This window comes from Marinobacter alkalisoli, from assembly GCF_045449855.1.
In the GTDB taxonomy this organism is placed as follows: domain Bacteria; phylum Pseudomonadota; class Gammaproteobacteria; order Pseudomonadales; family Oleiphilaceae; genus Marinobacter.
Window position 1 is genome coordinate 380,274 of the sequence record NZ_JBJJLC010000012.1, and the last position, 17,661, is coordinate 397,934.

The 17,661-nt window shown below is 53.2% G+C and carries 26 protein-coding genes; 5 read left to right on the plus strand and 21 right to left on the minus strand.

Annotated features, from left to right (window positions below):
• Window positions 1–40: 40 nt before the first annotated feature.
• On the minus strand, window positions 41–1,036 hold the full coding sequence (locus tag ACJO5Y_RS07490) for a tetratricopeptide repeat protein (RefSeq protein ID WP_406985803.1): 996 nt from the start codon (window positions 1,034–1,036) through the stop codon (window positions 41–43).
• A gap of 110 nt (window positions 1,037–1,146) precedes the next feature.
• Between ACJO5Y_RS07490 and ACJO5Y_RS07495 the strand changes: the two genes are divergently transcribed.
• The gene (locus ACJO5Y_RS07495; protein WP_406985804.1) at window positions 1,147–2,379 is read left to right on the plus strand and encodes an ankyrin repeat domain-containing protein; all 1,233 of its coding nucleotides are present in this window, start codon (window positions 1,147–1,149) and stop codon (window positions 2,377–2,379) included.
• Window positions 2,380–2,535: 156 nt separating this feature from the next.
• Here the strand turns inward: ACJO5Y_RS07495 and ACJO5Y_RS07500 are convergent, their stop codons facing one another.
• The 6 genes from ACJO5Y_RS07500 to ACJO5Y_RS07525 form a co-directional block, all read right to left on the minus strand.
• Window positions 2,536–3,159, minus strand: a complete 624-nt coding sequence (locus tag ACJO5Y_RS07500; RefSeq protein WP_406985805.1) for a SagB/ThcOx family dehydrogenase — start codon at window positions 3,157–3,159, stop codon at window positions 2,536–2,538.
• A gap of 28 nt (window positions 3,160–3,187) precedes the next feature.
• On the minus strand, window positions 3,188–3,622 hold the full coding sequence (locus ACJO5Y_RS07505) for a DoxX-like family protein (RefSeq protein WP_406985806.1): 435 nt from the start codon (window positions 3,620–3,622) through the stop codon (window positions 3,188–3,190).
• On the minus strand, window positions 3,576–4,013 hold the full coding sequence (locus tag ACJO5Y_RS07510; protein WP_406985807.1) for a thiol-disulfide oxidoreductase DCC family protein: 438 nt from the start codon (window positions 4,011–4,013) through the stop codon (window positions 3,576–3,578). Before ACJO5Y_RS07510 ends, ACJO5Y_RS07505 begins: the two co-directional genes overlap by 47 nt.
• Before the next feature lie 95 nt (window positions 4,014–4,108).
• Window positions 4,109–4,231, minus strand: coding sequence for a YHYH domain-containing protein (locus tag ACJO5Y_RS07515; RefSeq protein WP_406985808.1), 123 nt, complete (start codon window positions 4,229–4,231; stop codon window positions 4,109–4,111).
• A 153-nt stretch (window positions 4,232–4,384) separates the two neighbouring features.
• Window positions 4,385–4,918: a GNAT family N-acetyltransferase gene (locus ACJO5Y_RS07520; RefSeq protein WP_406985809.1), complete on the minus strand. Its 534-nt coding sequence runs from the start codon at window positions 4,916–4,918 to the stop codon at window positions 4,385–4,387.
• Between the two features lie 93 nt (window positions 4,919–5,011).
• The gene (locus ACJO5Y_RS07525) at window positions 5,012–5,431 is read right to left on the minus strand and encodes a hypothetical protein (RefSeq protein ID WP_406985810.1); all 420 of its coding nucleotides are present in this window, start codon (window positions 5,429–5,431) and stop codon (window positions 5,012–5,014) included.
• A 195-nt stretch (window positions 5,432–5,626) separates the two neighbouring features.
• Here ACJO5Y_RS07525 and ACJO5Y_RS07530 point away from each other — a divergent pair, with 195 nt between their 5' ends.
• On the plus strand, window positions 5,627–5,878 hold the full coding sequence (locus tag ACJO5Y_RS07530) for a type II toxin-antitoxin system Phd/YefM family antitoxin (RefSeq protein WP_012137510.1): 252 nt from the start codon (window positions 5,627–5,629) through the stop codon (window positions 5,876–5,878).
• The gene (locus ACJO5Y_RS07535; protein ID WP_008938367.1) at window positions 5,875–6,129 is read left to right on the plus strand and encodes a Txe/YoeB family addiction module toxin; all 255 of its coding nucleotides are present in this window, start codon (window positions 5,875–5,877) and stop codon (window positions 6,127–6,129) included. The genes ACJO5Y_RS07530 and ACJO5Y_RS07535 overlap by 4 nt, the downstream gene beginning before the upstream one ends.
• Here ACJO5Y_RS07535 and ACJO5Y_RS07540 read toward each other — a convergent pair.
• The 10 genes from ACJO5Y_RS07540 to ACJO5Y_RS07585 all read right to left on the minus strand — a co-directional run bounded on the left by ACJO5Y_RS07540 (window position 6,123) and on the right by ACJO5Y_RS07585 (window position 11,396).
• Window positions 6,123–6,524: a hypothetical protein gene (locus tag ACJO5Y_RS07540; protein ID WP_406985811.1), complete on the minus strand. Its 402-nt coding sequence runs from the start codon at window positions 6,522–6,524 to the stop codon at window positions 6,123–6,125. The genes ACJO5Y_RS07535 and ACJO5Y_RS07540 overlap by 7 nt on opposite strands.
• 84 nt (window positions 6,525–6,608) lie before the next feature.
• Complete coding sequence (locus ACJO5Y_RS07545) at window positions 6,609–6,860, minus strand: hypothetical protein (RefSeq protein ID WP_406985812.1); 252 nt, start codon at window positions 6,858–6,860, stop codon at window positions 6,609–6,611.
• A gap of 61 nt (window positions 6,861–6,921) precedes the next feature.
• Window positions 6,922–7,305 carry a hypothetical protein gene (locus ACJO5Y_RS07550; protein ID WP_406985813.1) on the minus strand — a complete coding sequence of 128 codons (384 nt, stop codon included), beginning with the start codon at window positions 7,303–7,305 and terminating at the stop codon, window positions 6,922–6,924.
• A 111-nt stretch (window positions 7,306–7,416) separates the two neighbouring features.
• The gene (locus ACJO5Y_RS07555) at window positions 7,417–7,653 is read right to left on the minus strand and encodes a hypothetical protein (RefSeq protein WP_406985814.1); all 237 of its coding nucleotides are present in this window, start codon (window positions 7,651–7,653) and stop codon (window positions 7,417–7,419) included.
• Window positions 7,654–7,762: 109 nt separating this feature from the next.
• Window positions 7,763–8,296, minus strand: a complete 534-nt coding sequence (locus tag ACJO5Y_RS07560; protein ID WP_406985815.1) for a hypothetical protein — start codon at window positions 8,294–8,296, stop codon at window positions 7,763–7,765.
• A gap of 72 nt (window positions 8,297–8,368) precedes the next feature.
• Window positions 8,369–9,115, minus strand: coding sequence for a DUF4272 domain-containing protein (locus tag ACJO5Y_RS07565; protein WP_406985816.1), 747 nt, complete (start codon window positions 9,113–9,115; stop codon window positions 8,369–8,371).
• Window positions 9,116–9,204: 89 nt separating this feature from the next.
• Entirely contained in the window at window positions 9,205–9,651 is a 447-nt protein-coding gene (locus ACJO5Y_RS07570; protein WP_406985817.1) for an Hsp70 family protein, read from the minus strand.
• Window positions 9,652–10,097: 446 nt separating this feature from the next.
• Window positions 10,098–10,598: a hypothetical protein gene (locus ACJO5Y_RS07575; RefSeq protein WP_406985818.1), complete on the minus strand. Its 501-nt coding sequence runs from the start codon at window positions 10,596–10,598 to the stop codon at window positions 10,098–10,100.
• A gap of 130 nt (window positions 10,599–10,728) precedes the next feature.
• Window positions 10,729–10,986: an antitoxin Xre/MbcA/ParS toxin-binding domain-containing protein gene (locus ACJO5Y_RS07580; RefSeq protein ID WP_406985819.1), complete on the minus strand. Its 258-nt coding sequence runs from the start codon at window positions 10,984–10,986 to the stop codon at window positions 10,729–10,731.
• A gap of 86 nt (window positions 10,987–11,072) precedes the next feature.
• Window positions 11,073–11,396, minus strand: a complete 324-nt coding sequence (locus ACJO5Y_RS07585; RefSeq protein WP_406985820.1) for a hypothetical protein — start codon at window positions 11,394–11,396, stop codon at window positions 11,073–11,075.
• Between the two features lie 566 nt (window positions 11,397–11,962).
• On the opposite strand from ACJO5Y_RS07585, the gene ACJO5Y_RS07590 reads away from it, so the two are divergent.
• Both ACJO5Y_RS07590 and ACJO5Y_RS07595 read left to right on the plus strand, forming a co-directional pair.
• A complete protein-coding gene (locus ACJO5Y_RS07590) occupies window positions 11,963–12,136 on the plus strand; it encodes a hypothetical protein (protein ID WP_406985821.1) in 174 nt (57 codons plus the stop codon).
• 305 nt (window positions 12,137–12,441) lie between these two features.
• On the plus strand, window positions 12,442–13,425 hold the full coding sequence (locus ACJO5Y_RS07595) for an integron integrase (protein ID WP_406985822.1): 984 nt from the start codon (window positions 12,442–12,444) through the stop codon (window positions 13,423–13,425).
• 6 nt (window positions 13,426–13,431) lie between these two features.
• Here ACJO5Y_RS07595 and bluB read toward each other — a convergent pair whose 3' ends face one another.
• From bluB to ACJO5Y_RS07615, 4 genes are read right to left on the minus strand one after another with little or no spacing between them, the layout of a single operon-like run.
• Window positions 13,432–14,136 (minus strand): 5,6-dimethylbenzimidazole synthase, encoded by a 705-nt coding sequence (gene bluB / locus ACJO5Y_RS07600; RefSeq protein ID WP_406985823.1) that lies wholly within the window; start codon window positions 14,134–14,136, stop codon window positions 13,432–13,434.
• A 40-nt stretch (window positions 14,137–14,176) separates the two neighbouring features.
• On the minus strand, window positions 14,177–15,691 hold the full coding sequence (locus ACJO5Y_RS07605) for a cobyric acid synthase (protein WP_406985824.1): 1,515 nt from the start codon (window positions 15,689–15,691) through the stop codon (window positions 14,177–14,179).
• Between the two features lie 14 nt (window positions 15,692–15,705).
• Window positions 15,706–16,317, minus strand: a complete 612-nt coding sequence (gene cobO, locus ACJO5Y_RS07610; RefSeq protein WP_406985825.1) for a cob(I)yrinic acid a,c-diamide adenosyltransferase — start codon at window positions 16,315–16,317, stop codon at window positions 15,706–15,708.
• A complete protein-coding gene (locus ACJO5Y_RS07615; RefSeq protein ID WP_406985834.1) occupies window positions 16,310–17,638 on the minus strand; it encodes a cobyrinic acid a,c-diamide synthase CobB in 1,329 nt (442 codons plus the stop codon). Before ACJO5Y_RS07615 ends, cobO begins: the two co-directional genes overlap by 8 nt.
• Window positions 17,639–17,661 lie beyond the last annotated feature (23 nt).

Genomic DNA, 17,661 nt, shown 5'->3' on the forward strand with positions numbered 1-17,661 from the left:
CCCGACAGAGGTCTCCGGTGGCCGGTCCGAACTGGAGCCTTTAAAAGAATATTGCCGTATCTGTCAGTAATTCCTCGGAGCGTTCGAGAGCTTCGGCAAGCATCTCTGGCGTCAGGTAGTCTTCGTAAGCTTTGATCGCATCGAGTGTCGCTGGCCGCCCTGTGTTTCTATGGAGCGCCAATAGCAAGGCTGCTCCTTCGATCGGACGTGGCGCTTCAAAGTGATATGAGATCGTGGGCGAGTACACCTCTGCGATATCGGGCCCCATCATAATTTGGGCACCCGCTTCAAGCACGGCATCGTAATAATCGGTTTGAGCCATGGCTTCGACCCAGTAGCGAGCCTCTTCCAATTCTCCCTGCTCCCTAAGCTTAATAGCGAGTTTCGACATGGCCTTTGGATAACCATTTTTCGCTGCTTTTTGGAGCCATTTCCTGGCGTCCTCTTGTCGACCGGCTTTCGTCCAGTAAAAACCCTTCTCCTGACCATCAATTAAGTAAGCAAGCCGATATTGAGAGTAAGCGTGACCGGCCTCCGCAGCGCGCTGAATCCACTCCCACTCATCACCTGAATTATTTTGCGCCCGATAGATGGAATGAACCGCTTTCATGGCCTCGGGGTTGCCAGACTCGGCTCGTGGTAATACCAGATCCAAAGCTTTATCAAGCCATTCATCCTGATCCATCCAGCAGCTCCAGAGCCCGCTGCAGTCGTAATCTTTTTGCGCTAATCGCAAAAGGGCGTATATACGACCGCGATCGGCTGCCTGCTGGTAGAATGCCTCGGCCTCCCTATTTAGCTCGCCGCGCCTTTGGATGAATCTCCCCGCATAGTAGAAGGCCTCGGTATAACCCAGATCTGCTGCTTTCTCCAATTTCGGGAAAGCTTTTGAAGGGAAACCGCGTTCATGCCAGGCAAGTCCTTCCCGGAGCATCGTTTCAGATTTTTCAGCGTCGGCTTGCGCCTGTAAGGGAAGGCCTGTAACTAGAAGGCTAGAATACAACAGAAGCTTTATTATCGGCACCAGAAACGGCATTTGGTTCCTCCCTGACCAATGGTGGCCATAGTGTCTCAAAAGCCGTGTACCAAGGGTATATCCATTTCGGCTATTCTATCGCGAACAGTTGTAGTCAAAGGATTGATTAAGTGCGCTATTTTTTAACTTTATTCATTGGTTTAATTATCAACTCTTCTTCCCTGGCGTCCCAGCCTGAGCTCCTTGGAGCCATCTCTGAAGAGGATCTGACGAAAGCGCAAGAACTGGTCAGGCTGGGCGCCAATCCATTCAAGTCTAATGAAAACGGCGATTCGGCGGTCTCCGTCGGCCTGAAGACGTCCGAGGGCAGTGAAGTGCGACAGTGGGCTGAAGCGCTGGCTGATGAAAGTGCACTTAAAGCGAGAGTCCTTCGAAACCTTATTGAATACAACATCCTGACGGTTGCCAAGTTCAGAGCGGAGTTAGAGGAAGCTTCTTTTTACATCGACGCCATTTTATGGGATGGGGAAACCTTGCTGGGGCACCTTTGTCGCCTTAAGGGGAAGGAAGACTATATCTCTGTGCTTTTGGACTTCGGTGCAGATACTGAGATTGCGGGTCCGGATGAAAGGCCCCCGCTTTTCAGCGCTATCCATGTAGGCAACGCAAGAGCAAGTGACATTCTGATTTCAGCAGGAGCCAATCTTGGAGCGTTGGACGATCGCGGGCTTACGCCTTTGCACTTTACCGCAGACGACTGGGGGTATCAGTCTAATGATGCAAAGATTGCTCGCTTACTCATTAAAGCGGGCGCCGACATTAATGCCGCAACCGAATCTGAAGACACTCCTCTGTATTACGCAATATTGTTCGATCGCCCCGAAATTTTCGAAGTGCTTCTAGATGCAGGGGCTGACCCGGACATCCCTTCCGAACGCGGCATGACGCCTCTTATGCAGATTGTTTCGCAACATACTCCCTCCAGATTAATGATGGCTGAAGCACTCATTAAAGCAGGAGCCAACCTCGACGCAAGAAACGTATCCGGCCGGACAGCCCTCCACACAGCCGCCCTGATGGATGTGCTCGGAGGGGAAGGATGTTGCGAGACTTATGAAGAAGCTGATGCCAAGGTTGCTCAGTTGATAATTGACGCGGGAGCGGATATCAACGCCAGAGACGTAAATGGGATGACCCCTTTGTTATTCGCAATTGTAGAAAAGCATCGGAGAGTAACCGAGGTATTACTTGAAGCAGGTGCCGACCCCAATACCCCAAATCATTTTGGCCGGACGCCTCTTGAAATCGCCACATTGTATCGCGATAAGGATTTGGCCAAGTCTATTATTATGGCTGGCGCAGATATCACGCCTGAGATCTGGCGCCGTCTTTCTTCGCAATAATGGAGCTTGCTGGCCGGAAGTTGCGCAGGGGGGCGCTTTATGTCCTATACCCATGTACCGTAGAGCCCGATGGCTTGTAATTTACTCCGATCAGAAATTTAACGCAGAGCGAAGAGGCGTAAAGGCCACCTGTGTGACGCGCATTGTTATGCACTGTTAGACATCCCGCCGCTGCCCGATGCACAGCAATGCCGTAGGTTCCATGCCTGAAGGCAAACTCAATGCTTCCTTCACTCTTGAATCCTCGAACCCTGCCACGAGAACACAACCAATTCCGAGAGCAGTACTCTGGAGGTGGACATTTTGTGCTAAAGCACCGGTTTCCATATAAACATAGCGAGCACCGCGCTCTCCCTGGGGTGGCTGACGTTCAAAGTGCCTAACCGCGTCTCCGAGCTTCGCTGTAACTCCGATGACGATAGCCGCCTCCTTCAACCATGGCTGATCACCAATACCTAGCTCGTGCATGGCTTCTTCCGGAATCCGGTCACCTACAAGCTTCAGCGAATGGCTGTCAGCCATATACTCATAGGTGCCGGGCTCAAGTTCCGATACATGCTGCACCACAATTTGTAGATGCAACGGATAAAGACCACCCGCCGATGGTGTTGCTCTTTTTTGGTCAGGACCTGTTACTCCTTGGGCCGACCAAAGCAATTGGGACAAAACACTTATAGGTAGCGCTGTCTTTGTGTACTCCCTTGTGCTGCGTCGAGCCTCAATACAACCAACCAATGACTCGGAGTCTTGCAATTCCGGTGCAGGTAGCTCGAAGACCATGCATTTACTCCCTATGCGTAACGCCCGGCTAGACATTATGACTCACCACCAGGCGCTGAAGGTGCAAACCGACGACTGAGAGTGCCATCACAGCAATGTTGGTTGTCACAGGATTGAATGCAGCACCTAGCAGCACAGACTGGAACATAGCTACAAACACCAGCAATCCAAACATTGCCACGGCTGTTAGAAGCAAAGGCCAACGTTGGCGCCAAAATAACAGAACAGCAACGGACATTCCGATCTCTAACACTCCACCAATGATTGCCAACTGTTCTGCACCGGCCCTTGAGAAACCGGTGGCCATACTCATTGCCAGCTCATCCTCATGCAGATAGAGCAATTTGGGAACCAAGCCATGATAGAACCATATAAAGGCGATAGTGCATCGGCAGACTGCATAGCTTAAAAATGTACTACTCACCCAGGAACCTTGAATTGTGATCTTTATTCGGAATAACACAGGCCTCGTAGCGACCGAATAGTCTGTAACGATTCAGTGCGACACGATCGTAAAGCCAATCCCGAATAATCGAAGGCACCGCCCAGCCGATACACATGATTGGCCAAGGCCACGGCAATCGCTGCATCACTCTAAAGAATGCTGACGATTTCGTATAAATATTGCCCCCTTCAGCCAGGAACATGGTTTCATAGTGATCGGTTGGAAAACTGTACCATTGCAGAATGGCCTTACCTTCCGGTGACTGAACGGTTGCTAACTTGAATTGGCGCTTCCTATCAAACTTGATAAGAAAACGTGCCCAAACCGAACACAGCCGGCATACACCATCAAAAAGGACCACCCGACCTCCGGCTGCCACACCTGGTGCGATTTCCGATTCTTGAATCATGAATAAGCTAATGCCTGCAGAGGGAATCAAAAGCGGTACGCTTTGTTAACACTGCACCGAGGAGAACGCGTCTCCCCAGGGCAGCAACCTACTGATTAATGGCAGTGGTAAGGCTTTGAACCCGCATGACAGCCATTTTCATCAGTTCCGCCAGAGTGAGCATGGGCTACGCCAACGATCATCATTGAAGCAAACAGGAAAGCGACTAGCTTTTTCATAGAAACACCTTTTTGTTGGAGATATTTTCCATAGTGCCTTCCTTTGCAATGAATCACCCAAATCCGTTGTGAGTGTTAACGCTTTTATTTAGCGGCGACTACGGAGCGCAGTGTAGTAGGCGTCCGGTGTAGGGCCGCCAGGCCCGGAACGCGCTACAACAATTTGTTATGCAATGCCCAGTCTTCGCAAGTCATTCGATACACCCGCACCGGTCGGTTATGAAACTCTTGGAGTGTGTAGTCTCCGAACCCTGCCTTTTCCGTCACCTTAACGGATGCTGTATGCTCCGGCTCGATGATAACAATTACCGACTCACAGTGTTTTTGATCGAAGGCATATTGGAGAACACCTTTGACAGCTTCTGTCGCAAACCCCTGATGCCAAAATCTGCGCGCCAAGCGATAACCTAGATTGACTTCTTCAGCCTCGCCAACCAATTCCGGCCCAACGCCACAGAAGCCAATAAAATCACCTGACTCTTTCTCGCACAATGCCCACCGCCCGATTCCATGAGAGGCATAGCACTCAAGGCACCAATCTATAAATTTTTTGGTAGCTTCTTCATCACAAACTCCCCGAACGGAAAACTTCATGACTTCCGGATCACTGAGAATTGCGGTGAGCACTGGAACGTCTTGATGGGATAACTTCCTTCCAATCAACCTCTCTGTTTCAAACAATTGCACCGAACTCTCCCTGTGCTGGTCCTACCCACGAAAAGGAGCCATGGAAAGGGCGTCCCGCGGCCGCGAACTGCTGCGACTTGTTAAGTGTTTCTCTCACTCCGCATACTGAGGACTTTGCTTACTTAGCCCTCCCCCTACAACAATTGCGGCACTCAAAAGCACAAAGTTCTTCATGATGTACTGACCCTCCAGGGTGAGCCCGTAAGGAAATTGCGTGAAGCACACCTCCGGCACCAAAAACAGAGGCAATACCGTTCCGAACAACTGCAGAAAAAGAAGGCTCAATGCAACCCTCAGCAGTGGTCGAAAAATCAAGCAGACACCAATTAGAACTTCCCAGTAACCGAGAAACGGGATAAAAATGCTCGAAGGAAGCCAGAAAACTGTGTTCGTAATCAGGTCATTGACTGGACTGATCCCTAAAGGCTTGAGCGCACCCAGCCAAATAAAAACGGCCGCAATAGAATAACGCAGAAAAATTTGGCCATGCTTGTGCATCCATTCTGCGGCCATCTTGTCGCATCTTCCAAACGTGAACCCGCCTAGCTTTGGTTCCATCGACATCCTCATAGCAACACTTAACGTCCGGCTCAAGCGCCGGTTTAGAGCCGCGAAGCGGCGGAAAACCGGTCGCTGTGCAGCCGATTGTTAAATCCTTTGGCGTACGGTATCCTGACCATGATCAACATCCTGTACAGGAGCAACCTTATGGATGCCATTAGCTACACAGCCGCTAGAACCAATTTAGCAAAAACCATGGAACAGGTCTGTGAAGACCATTCCCCTGTGATCATCACCCGGAGCAAGTCGCAGTCAGTGGTAATGATCTCCCTGGAGGACTACGAGGCGCTGCAAGAAACGGCATACCTCCTGCGCGCACCAAAAAACGCACGGCGTTTGCTGGAATCCGTTGCCGAGCTGGAGCAAGGCGGTGGTCAAGAAAAGGAACTTCTTGAATGAAACTCATCTTCTCCGAGAACGCCTGGGAAGATTATCTGTACTGGCAAAAAACCGACAAAAAGATTCTTAACCGAATCAACAAGCTGATCAAAGAGACCAAGCGAGAACCGTTCGAAGGTGTTGGCAAACCAGAGCCCCTCAAACACAGCCTCGCCGGGTACTGGTCTCGCCGGATCAACGAAGAACACCGAATAGTTTACAAAGTCACGGATGACGCTTTGCTTATCGCCCAGCTCCGGTATCACTACTGATTTAACGCCAGCCATGCATTCTTTTTCTGGTAGCCACGGATCACCCCCTTTCCTTTAAGCCCATCCAGAAATGCAGCTGAGACACCGGAGTAGGCTACCGTGCATTCACGATGAAAATTATCATATCCTCCAAAAACTAACTTCCCATCGCTCTCGATTTGGACATGGATGATTCCCTCCCTTGCGAGGTGATCCTTCTTCGACAACTCCTTCCAAATGTCAGAAAGCGTCTGATCGGTTAATGGGATCACGACGAAATTAAGCTCTGGCGAAACTGTTTGGCGCTTGAGCGTCGACGTTTCTACATACGAGGCGATTGGCCAATCATAAAACTCTAAGTTGGCTAGCGCCCCCTCAAAAGAGATATACGAGTGGTTCGCAAACTCCTTCATCATTGAGAGCAAAAGTCCTGGCTTGTCTCTGGGGTCGATCCAAATCACTGAGTCAGCGTCCCTTGCCTGTACTTGTTATGTGCTGAACTATGAATTACCTGAAAGCTCAATGAGCTTGCTAAAAAAGTAGTGTGCGTTATTGATATCATCCTGGGTATCACCATCCCAGCCTGGAGTATGTTCAAGCTCTTGTTCTAACTCCTTAAGTCGATCATGTAATTCCAAAATCTCAGGAGCTTTGCATTGAGCAGCGATTGTCGGCCACTCGGATTCTGGAATTGGCTCCCAGGGAGCCCGACCTTTTTTCGCTTTTGTTAGCACCTCTTGCAACATACTCATAGCTTTTCACGCATAACATCCGAGTTACCCACAAACAGTAGACGGCGCGTGCCTGGCCTGGTTATGCATTTTCCAATTTTGTGGCTGCTTGTTGGGGTGTAAGCTCTTCCCCCAGCCATATTTCCACTTTGTGGGCCCCAGTACCAAGAGCGATTTCCCGCAGGACTTTCGCCTCTACTTCAGACAATCCACCCTCCGTCATCTCAAGCGGGTGCATCAGTATTTCTGGGCTCTTTTTGAGAAGTTGCTTTGGCAGAACTTTCTTTATGCCTTTCGACAAATGGCGTTCTGCTAATTGGAACTCCCCTATCAGAAGTCGAGATGTACTGAAGGGTTCCGGTGAAGAAACAACCTCGACAACAAGATCACCTGAGACCTTTATGATCTCAAAACGATTTTTCGAGATTTTCACGTAGAGCTTTTCTGTGAACAGCTTTTTGATCAAACTCGTTTCCTATACATAACACAGATGGTAACCGGCGACCTTTTTGGAGCGCAGCGGAGAAAAGGGCGTCCGGTGGACGGTCGCCAGGCCGGGAACGAACTTGAACATTGGTTATGCATCCTTTCCAGCATAGGCCTCTAGCTTTTCAGGAACATAAGGCCAAAACACTACCCAATTTTCTGGTTTGGGGTAGCGCCTCCGGTACTCCTCCCTTTCTCTTTCATTAAGCCTGCCATACCAGTCAACGAATCGGTACCAGTAGTCTTCGCCGGCCCCCATTCGCCAGCCAATAGACCCCAAGGGTATCTCGGGGTGCTGAAGCCATGGCGGCAGCATCTCATTATCCATTAGCCTGCCCCTGCGTCCGTAGTGAGCGCTGCATAACGCCGCTCAGCACGCGCGGTTGCGGAATGGAGGCGAAGCCGCAATGCAGTAACCGTCGCCGTGGCTGGCATGGTTAGCGCCAGAACCCGCCTGGCTGACTCTTAAAAAATCTCCCAGCCCGCGATAAGACCACTTCCCTGCGGGCCGGATCCTGATCTACTTCAAGAAGGAAGTCTGCGACTCCCTCACGAAATGCTGAAGCAAGCGTTTCGATATGGAGGACCTTCGTCGTCAGGCCTGCCCTGTCTATAACAGACTGCAGTTCCTCGGCCTTGCGGTCACCGTAAGCATAGACAAGCTCATCCGCTTTTCCTTCGCTGCTCAGCTTACTTTCCATGGCGTAGTGGTGTGCAACACTGCAGCGAGCTGCATAGAGATCCGTTGCCGTACAGAAGATGCCTTCTTTCCCCAAAAGGTATTTACCACACCAGTGAATATAATCCTGCCTGCTAGGGCTTTCTTTATCTGATGGGCGGCCTAATCCCGAAAAAATGTCGATGCCGGTGTAAATGAGAATGAGCGCTTGTATCCGACAATCGCTTTTGAGGCACAGATCGATTGCCCGGAAATGATCTTGTACGCTCTCAAATAGAGAATCTTGGCTCATAATTTTTCGCTAACGCCCTGAATAAGCCGCCGTTTGGAGCGCCAGCGCAAAACGGTCGGCTTCATTCACTGGTTACGTATCTGTAGAAACATCGTCCCATTCTTGGTCCATGTATCCTACTAACCAGTTAAGCGCGTAATGCCTTTCAAGCACTACGCTTGAATCGATCTCTGAGGGTATTTCTAGCCCGTTTACACGCGCGTCTACCACAGCCCAGTGATAACGGTATATCAGGTCATTGGCATCCAACAGATCTGAAATTGGCCTAAGCTCTGCGTCAGCGATGAATCGCTCTCTAGTCCGTTCTTGTAAGAACGTTACAGCAGCAGGCACATCACATATTGACGTTGGCGGTGCTAACTCTTCAACGTAGCTCAATGCCCAGAGCAAGACCCATGCAGCCTCGTAACGCCAGATAAACTGGGTTTTATCAAATTGGCTAGGATTTTGATCTTCAATAAACCTTCTTTCATTCGGTGACAAAACGGTCGAAAGATCGTAGCTGTTTATCAGATTATCTACGATTTCTTGTTCTAACCCCTCAGCTTTGGCAGCGACGATGAGAAGCGTCATAGCCCGAAGTGCGACCTCTTCCTTTTCCCTTATCAACGCTTCGCTTGCATCTTCGATATAGGGAAGATGAGGATTAATAGGAACATTGCGCTCTTTGAGCAATGCTTCAGAGCGCGCCTTCCTAACTGAAGCCTCTTTGGAGGTTTTCGCTTCCATCTTTTCTATGTGCTCCTTTCTGCTTTCAATGTCAGATGCCAATGTGCCGCTTGACAATAGAGCCAAAATCAATGCGAGAAATACTTTCATGGTCTGTACACGTAACGCCCGGCTCACGCGCCGGTTTGGAGCCGCGTAGCGGCGGAAAAACGGTCGCTGTGCAGCCGATTGTTATACGACTAATGGACACTCTGCCCTTCAGTATTCTTGATTACTGACAGAGAGAGCTCTCCATTGTCCTTTTCGTTTGTTGCCCAGATTACGATTTGGTGGTTCGCAATTTCGTAGTGGAGTCTCACCAGCGGCTCTCGCGCGCTTTCCAATTTGTAGCCCCGAATTCTTACTTGTCCGATAAAGCTTTCAGGAGAAGCTATGGACTCCGAACTTCGGTGAAACTCCAAAGTAATTTGATCTTGAAAATCTTCATCGGTGCTGAACGAGTATGAACCCATCGCGGGATAGCCATCGCCGGCCCGGGCGAAGGGCGCAATCGAACCATCGTAAATACGAATACCGAACGTTTCAGTCAGTGTTCCATTCGCTCCAATTGGTGCATTTGCATCAATTACAATTCGGCTCTCTGAAGAGCCCTTTTTCTTTAGCCCTGATAGTAGCTTCTTAAGCATGGTTCACCGTATAACGCTAATGGTAACCGGCGCCGGAGCGCCAGCGGAGGGAACCAAAAGCGGCACGCTTTTGGCGTCCGGTTGACCGTATGGTTATATTCTCTAGACACAGCAGAAACAGAGCCCACCCCAAAGATCCTGATGCTTAGCTTTCACCTCGATGCCATTTGAGTCTGAATGGATACAAGCCCGAATTCCTTTGCTGGGAGGAAACGCACCTTCCGCATCTCGACGATCCAAGAGATCGAACAATTCATGCTGCTTCGGCTCTGAAATGTAGGGCTTAACGAAACGGAGCGCCTCGTAAACTTCTTGGTTATTCATCAAAGCTGGACCTCCGATAAATATAACGCGAAAGCGCACTGACAGCCAGCCAAGGCCGTCCGCGTGATGCGACCCGTTATATACCAATTAAAACCAAGCCACCTAATATATTTACTTATTCTTTAATCTCTATTAGAACTTATATGCTTATCTATCAAATCCTTAATCATCATCTTCAAGAAGTACTCTGAATTACTCAAAACCTCGTCTTTATTTAAGTTTGTTATTCTAGTTCGAACGTACAGAATTGCAGGATCTTTATCACCATCTTTCGCCCTGGGGTTTTTCCGAGGTTCCACAATCATAATTCCATAGCGCAGCCCCAGCGGCCTTATATGCCTTACCTCTTCCACCCAGAGGGTTATTCGTGGACTCGACCGCCCCCCTTCCTCCTCTAAGAGCCCTTCATCTCGCAAAATTTGATCAACACTCTCTCGCCAATCGACAAGTTGCTCTCTTTCAATGGAGTCTACAGACGAATATAGGGCCGTTCGATATGACTTAATCCCTTTTAGATTCGGGGAGTATGTGAATCTTTCTAAGAAATCAATGCTCGCAAACGCTTTTCCGAAGCTCAAAAAGAACAAACCAATAGCTACCAGAAAAATTTTCCTTAAAGTCATTATTATCTCCATGCACCTTCATTAACTACTCGATACTAAAACATATAACGCCAGCCATCAGCGGCGCCCTGACAAGGGCGTCCGGTGGAGGGCCAAGGGCCCGGAACAGACTGAATGGCCTTGTTAGAAGTCAGCAAGGCATCCTCCACAGAACGCTGCGAACTGTATTTACGTTGCCAGAAGCTATGACTTGTGCTGGCATTTGATTGTCCAGTGCCGGAATCGGCCTGCGAAGCCACTCAAAGGCACTACCTTGTAGATGATGCCAAGCGACACACGCGACATCCCTATGACCACAACATGCAGATACAAGCTCATCCTGGCATGGACATGCGCGAAATTCTTCTGCAAAGCAAGCCACGTAACTTGTCCAGTCGGTGTGATCCATACTTATCTTCTAACGCTTGCATAAACGGCGCCCGACTAGGGCGTCCGGTGGAGGCCCGTCGGGCCGGAACGAATTTAATGCACTGGTTATGACTTTAGCCCGTAAACCAGCAGGAATTTGATACCCACACTTGCAGCTATGCCCAAGACGATGATCGTATAGAATGCCAGTAAATTGCCGTAGTAGCGGTCAATGAGCCAGAAAAAGACAAAACCGGTTACAAGGTCGTACACGAAGGTGAGTGCCAGGACTATCCCAGCAAATGCTGTGAACTGTTGGAAAAATGCCAGCAGCAGACCGATCACTAAGAACGTACCTGCGTAAATGACAGTTGTCTGCCCGGGCCGCCCATTGTTCATGACATGCCGAATGCAGAAAATCAGTATCGCTAGCTTTAAAACTACTCCCATCTTTCCCTTCCTTGGTCATAACGCCGGCCATAAGCGGCGCCCTGTCAAGGGCGTCCGGTGGAGGGCCTTCGGCCCGGAACAGACTTAATGGCCTTGTTAACAGGGCTCACCACCATGGTTGATCAACATCTTGGCGAGCACTTTCTGGACCGGCATGCTTCCATTGAATTGCCTCGCTCAATGTGAGCTTTCGAATTCCGCAATGTACAACACTGCAATTCTGTATGCTGCCATCAACTAGGGAAATTCCTTCTATATTGCGACCAGTCTCATCCACTTCGATGCAGAGGCAAGGATGAAACGTACAGCTCTCGAAGTATTCGCCGACCGCCAAGGAGCCGGGCTTACTGACGTGATCTGCCATAATAATCTCTGAATGTTAACGCTGATGGTAACCGGCGCCGTAGCGCAGCGAAGGGAACCAAAAGCGGTACGCTTTTAGCGTCCGGTTGACCGACTGGTTAAGGGCCGGTTACCTGTTGTTTTGTATTGGCACCCAATGCCGAATGCCCACTCTCGGTACCTTGCAGCAACTCAAACCATGGCGCCAGGAACCAGAGCACCAAATGAGCGGATTTGCCAGCGAATACGCCGGATTTCCCCGCAACCTGAATACCGGATTGGCCGCCAAAACCGTTGCCAAACTGAAGGTTGTTCTCAGCCTGCGGCCAAACACTGAAGCCGCTGCCTACCACCAGACCAAAGACCACCGGAGCCAGGCCTTTAACATTTGTATATGAGTCTGAATGATCACTTTTCCACTGACTCATATCTCAATTCAACAATAACCCAAAACTAGGCAGAAAATCCCGCCAGGTCAATAAGTTCTGGCTGTTTTCCTGACCGCCGTCCCAAACAAAAATGATCACAAAGGCCACTATCCACTTTTTCAACCATCCTTCCATACCCCTGATTTAGAACGGAAACTTACAGGTTTCTACAAACTCCCCCAGTTCATGGTCGCAATGATCATTTTTCCAGTTGCCAACGCCGCAAGCCCTACATAAACTGTATGCATATACAGCACAAAAAAGGACTTGTATTCATGGATGACATTCCAGTCCCACTGCCAGCTATCCCGACCCGGTTCATGGATCGTTTCCGCGCATTTATTCGCGCCCGGCACCTGGCTTATCGCACCGAGAAAACCTACTGCAACTGGGTACGGGAATTTATCCGGTTCCACGACAAACGCCATCCGGAATCCATGGGTGCAGAGGAGGTGAATGCGTGGTTAAGTCATCTGGCGAACAATCGCAACGTGGCGGTCAACACGCAGAAAACAGCGCTGAATGCGGTGGTTTTCATGTATCACCAGTTTCTCGGCAGAGAACTGGGCAACCTGCAGTTCACCAACACGAATCGGGGACGCAAGTTACCAACGGTTTTTAGCCATGATGAAGCGATGTCGGTGTTGTCGAATATGCAGGGCACTAATCGGCTGGTAGCCAGCCTGATGTACGGCTCTGGTTTACGGGTGATGGAAGCCGCAAGATTGCGGGTTCAGGATGTGGACTTTTCGGAGCCATGCCTGTTCGTGCGTGAAACCAAGGGCGACAAATGGCGCCGCACAATCTTGCTCGCCTCCATTTGTGAGAGCCTGAAGAATCAGGTGGAGTACGCACTCGCGCTTCACCAGCAGGACCTGGAAGACGGCTTCGGTGAGGTCTACATGCCCCAGGCGCTGAACAAGAAATACCCGGCAGCGGCACGCAGCCCGGCGTGGCAGTATGTCTTTCCGGCACTGCGCCTCTCGATTGATCCCCGCTCAGGAGTTCGGCGACGGCATCATGTAGGTGAACAGCAGGTTCGTCGGTCAGTGAATGACGCAATCCGGGCGACCGGTATTCGCAAGAAAGCCAGTTGTCATACATTCCGCCACAGCTTCGCGACCAATCTGTTAAAGCGAGGCACAGACATTCGCAGCATTCAGGAATTACTGGGCCACAACGACCTCAGCACCACTCAGATATACACTCATGTGGTCGGCACCCATGAGCGCGGCATCAGCAGCCCTCTGGATGCCTGACTGTCCTCAATTCCGCTCCAGTTTTTTTAGTGCCACCTTCAGCTCCGCGTTTTCCTGTGGCTGCCCCCAGCCGTTGCCATGCACCAGCTCCTCAATCGGCAACCGTGAACGCCAGCCTTTGGCCTGCAGTTCCGGCTGGTCGAGGAATTCGCTGACGTAGCCCAGGCACAGGTAGGCCAGCGGATAAACCTGTTCCGGCAGGTTGAGAGTGTTGGCGAGCTTCTGCTGATCCAGGATGCTGACCCAACCCACGCCGATGCCTTCGGCGCGGGCGGCCAGCCACAGGTTCTGTACCGCCAGGCAGGTGCTGAACAGGTCGGTTTCCACAATCGAGTTGCGGCCCAGCACGTGGGTGCCGCCGCGGTTGCGATCGCAGGTGATGCAGAGGTTGATGGGGCTTTCGAGGATGCCCTGGAGTTTCAGGCTCTTGTAGCGGGTATTGCGCTCGCCGCTGTAGTTGTCGGCGGCTTTGCGGTTTTCTTCTTCAAAGATGTCGAGAACGGACTGGCGCACCTCGGTGCTGTCGATGACGATAAAGTCCCAGGGCTGCATGAATCCCACGGAGGGGGCGTGGTGAGCGGCGCTAAGCAGGCGGGCCAGGACGTCCGCCGGGATCGGGTCGGGCAGGAACTGGGAGCGGACATCCCGCCGTTCGTAGATGGCGCGGTAGAGGCCTTGGCGCTCGTCGTCGGTGAAGGGGCGGTTGGTCATTGGTTTGGGGTGTCCTGGTTGGGTGTCGGGTTACGCTGCGCTAACCCGACCTATGTTTGGATCGGTCGTCTGCGTTGGTGGTCTGTTTGCTCAGGCCGAGCAGGTTGCGTAGCCAATCCGTGTCCAGATGGTCTTCCACCAGGTCTGCCAGCCGGTCCAGTTGTTGTTGGCGGTGCTGCTGGTAATTCACAGCCTCGCCGGCCAGTTCGGTGTCGGCATCCAGGCCCGCCCAGTGCAGAATCGCGCGGCAGGCTTCGGGTTGATCGAAGATGCCATGAACGTAGGTACCTGCGACCAGGCCATCCTCGCTGATGGCACCGTCCGGTTTGTCATCCAGTACAGCGACGGGGGATGCCAGAGACGGTCCGGTGGTAACGCCGTTATGCATTTCGTAGCCGGTGAAGCTGGCTTTGTCCGGGCCGATCATGAGCGTGCCGGTCACTTCCTTCAGCTGTTTGCCGTCCACCATCCGCGTGGTCATATCCAGCAGGCCCAGGCCTTCGGTGCTGCCGGCCTCGCCTTCCAGTCCGTCCGGGTCTTCCACCTCAGTACCCAGCATCTGAAAGCCGCCGCAGATGGCGAAGACCTTGCCGCCGTATCGCAGGTGCTTATGGATCGCCTGGGGCCAGCCCTGAGCCGTCAACCACTGCAGGTCGTGGCGGGTGCTCTTACTACCGGGCAGCAGGATCAGGTCCGCCGGGGGGATGGGCTGGTCCGGGCCGATGAATTGGAGGTTGACGCCCGGGTGCAGGCGCAGGGGGTCGAAGTCGTTATGGTTGCTGATTCGGGGCAGTACCGGGACGATCACGTTCAGCGCGCCGGCCTTGCTGCTGCCGCTGGTACCCACGCTGTCTTCGGCGTCGATCACCAGCCCGTGCAGGTACGGCAGCACACCGGCCACCGGTTTGCCGGTGCGTTCGGCCAGCCAGTCCAGCCCCGGTTCCAGCAGGGCGATATCGCCGCGGAAACGGTTGATGATAAAACCCTTGGTGCGTGCCCGTTCGCTGTCGGAAACCAGTTCCAGGGTACCCACCAGTTGCGCGAACACGCCGCCCTTGTCGATATCGCCGACGAGCAACACGGGGCAGTCCGCCGCTTCGGCGAAACCCATGTTAGCGATATCATTGGCGCGCAGGTTGATCTCGGCGGGGCTGCCGGCGCCTTCGGCAATGATCACGTCATAACGGGCGCTCAAATCGCGCCATGCGTTCATCACCGAGGTCATCGCCTCCGCCTTGTAGGCGTGGTAATCCATTGCGTCCATGTTGCCATGAACCTTGCCCCGCAGGATCACCTGGGCGCCCCGGTCACTCTGGGGCTTGAGCAATACCGGGTTCATGTCGCTGTGGGGCTCCAGGCCACAGGCCAGGGCCTGCAGGGCGGTGGAGCGGCCGATTTCACCGCCATCCACGGTAACCGCGCTGTTCAGGGCCATATTCTGGGGCTTGAACGGCGCCACGGACACACCCTGGCGCGCCAGCCACCGGCACAGGGCGGCCACCACCGTGGTTTTGCCGGCGTCGGAGGTGGTGCCCTGTATCATCAGTGTGGTCATGGGGTTCCGGCCTGTTACAGCTCTACGCCTTTTTGGGCTTTCACGTCCTGGTCTTTGAAGGCGTGTTTTACTACACCCATTTCCGTCACCGTGTCCGCCAGGTCCACCAGTTCCTGCGGCGCTGAACGACCGGTGACCACCACATGCTGCATCTCCGGCCGGGCCTGCAGGTCATCCAGCACCCGGTCCAGGTCGATGTAGTCGTATTTCAGGGCGATGTTGAGTTCGTCCAGCAGGATCAGGTCGTAGCTGTCGTCCTTCAGCATCGCGGCCGCCACATCCCAGGCGGCATTGGCGGCTTCCACATCCTGCTCCCGGTTCTTGGTGTCCCAGGTGTAGCCCTGGCCCATCACGTGGTAGTCCACTTTGGGCAGGTCCCGGAAGAAGGCTTCCTCACCGGTGCTGAACGCACCCTTGATGAACTGGACAATGCCCACTTTCATGCCATGGCCGAGGGCCCGGGCCACCATGCCAAAACCGGAGCTGCTCTTGCCCTTGCCGGGGCCGGTGAGCACCAGCAACACGCCCTGCTCTTTCTGGGCGTTGGCTATGCGCTCCTGCATGATTTTCTGTTTGGCTTCCATGCGGCGGGCATGGCGTTCGGGGTCTTTGGCGCGTTCACGCATGGTCAGGCTCCTTGTCTGTGAGCAGGCGAATGGCCTGCCCGCGAAAAATTCCGGCCACCAGCTCGGGGGCGGACGGGAAATAACCGTGAAAATAGCTGGCCACCAGACCGTTGCGGCAATACACCGGTTCGGCTTCGGTGCCCGCCAGCTTGCGGGTTCGGGCCAGGGGTTGCCAGTCGGTCTCCAGGCGGGAGTGATGATAGGTATGACCCCGCAACTGCCCCTGTTCGGTGTTCAGGCCCTGCAGACCCAGCGCCTGCAGGCGACCGGCCATGCTGGCCCGCCCCGGCATCAGCCCCAGCAGTCTGTGGCTCTGGCCGTCGTGGTCTGACAGTTCCTCCGCACAGGCCATCAGGCCGCCGCATTCCGCCAGCATGGGCTTACCGGCGTTGTAGTGATTGCGAATGGCGTCCAGCATCGGCTGGTTGCCGGCCAGAGTAGCACCGTGCAGTTCCGGGTAACCGCCCGGCAGCCAGAGCGCATCGGCTTCGGGTAATGTCGAATCCGCCAGCGGCGAGAAGAACGCCAGCTCCGCGCCCATGGCCCGCAGTAGGTCCAGGTTGGCGCGATAGATAAAACTAAAGGCCGCATCTTGAGCAATGGCGATGCGCACACCCGTCAGTAACGGTGGCGGGGGCTCCGGGGTTTGCGCTTCCAGCGTCACCGGAAGCGGCAAACCATCCAGCCCCGCCTCGGCAAGGACATCGGCGGCTGCGTCCAGGCGCTGGTCCAGATCACCCAGCTCACCAGCCTGCACCAGCCCCAGGTGGCGGTCCGGAATATTCATGGCCTCGTTACGGGGAATCGCCCCCAGCAGCTCTATGCCTTCCGGCAGGCTTTCCCGCAGCATGTCACCATGGCGGGAGCTGCCAATGCGGTTGGCGATCACCTGTCGCACCGGCAATTCAGGGTCGAAGCTGGCCAGCCCCAGGGCCACGGCGCCAAACGTCTGGGCCATACCACGCGCATCGATCACAGGCAAAGCGGGAATACCCATTAATTTAGCCAGATCGGCACTGGAAGGATCTCCATCGAATAGCCCCATGGAACCTTCCACCAGAATAAGATCAGCGTCCTGAGCCGCTTCGGCCAGTCGCCAGCGGCATTCGGCCTCTCCAGTCATCCAGGGATGCAACTGATAAACCGGTTGGCCAGAGGCGACTTCCAGCACCATAGGGTCCAGATAGTCCGGCCCATGCTTGAACACACGCACTTTTCGCCCGGCATTCCGGTGCAGTCTGGCCAGTGCTGCGGTCACCATGGATTTACCCTGACCGGAGCCAGGGGCGGTAATCATTGCTGCAGGTACAGTTGCCTTCATATCAACCCTAGGTTCGCCTACCA